The sequence below is a fragment of the Methylophaga sp. UBA4204 genome (genome assembly GCF_002379485.1).
GTDB lineage: Bacteria > Pseudomonadota > Gammaproteobacteria > Nitrosococcales > Methylophagaceae > Methylophaga.
This window is the reverse complement of sequence record NZ_DFTU01000060.1, coordinates 29813-30893: the sequence shown is the minus strand read 5'-3', so window position 1 is coordinate 30893 and position 1081 is coordinate 29813. Positions and strand designations below refer to the sequence as shown.

The following is a 1081-nucleotide window of genomic DNA, read 5'->3' as shown; positions in this document are numbered from 1 at the left end:
CTGCATTTTCACACCTTTTTCCATCAGGTACTCATGAATATCCAATAAACGGCAGCCCGGGAAAATCGCTTCAAATTCATATTTAAGTAACTGATCCATACAGGTTCCGCAAGACACGATAACGGTCTTGATATCCATATAGTTCAGCGTATTGGCGACGCGATGGAACAACACCCGGTTACTGGTTGAAATCGCCGTGGCCTTGTCATCATCACCGGTAGAAGCCTGAGGATAACCACAACATAAATAGCCTGGTGGTAGTACCGTTTCAGTACCTACTTCATATAACATCGCCAGAGTTGCCAGCCCTACCTGACTGAACAGACGCTCTGAGCCACAACCCGGAAAATAAAATACCGCATCGGAATCTTCGCTGACTTTGTTTGGATCCCGCAGAATCGGTACCATTTTGTCATCTTCCAGACCCAGCATGCCACGCGTGGTTCGCGTCGGCAGATTGCCCGGCATCGGTTTTTTAACAAAATGCACCACCTGTTCACGTAAGGGTGTTTTACCCGTCGTAGGTAATGGTGGCTTTTTCTTTTTGTTGGCCAGAAGCCCCAGATACTTAGCTGCCGAGTGCGCCAGGCGCTGGGCTTTGAACCCCATTTGAATCATGGTTTTATGCATGATTTTAACGGTAAAAGGATCCGTCGCATTCAGATAAGCCATCGAAGACCAGGTACCCAGATTCACATGGCGTTTACCTTGTTTCTTCAACACGGCACGCAGCTTCATTGACACGTCACCAAAGTCGATATTGACAGGACATGGATTCAGACAGCGATGACATACCGTGCAGTGATCGGCCACATCATTCATTTCTTCAAAATGTCGTACCGAAATACCGCGGCGGGTCTGTTCCTCATAGAGAAACGCTTCCATAATCAGACCGGTGCCCAGGATCTTGTCGCGTGGTGAATAATACAAATTGGCACGCGGCACATGGGTGGTACATTCCGGTTTACATTTACCGCAACGCAGACAGTCCTTGATATCGTTGTTAATCTCACCCAAATCACTGGCTTCAAGAATTAACGCTTCCTGTTGCAATAGTCTCAACGACGGTGTGTAAGCGTTT

At 47.5% G+C, this 1081-nt stretch carries 1 protein-coding gene; it reads right to left on the bottom strand.

What is annotated here, in order from left to right:
- A partial coding sequence (locus B3182_RS08665) for a (Fe-S)-binding protein (RefSeq protein ID WP_292752379.1) occupies positions 1-1081 on the bottom strand: 1081 nt, incomplete at both ends.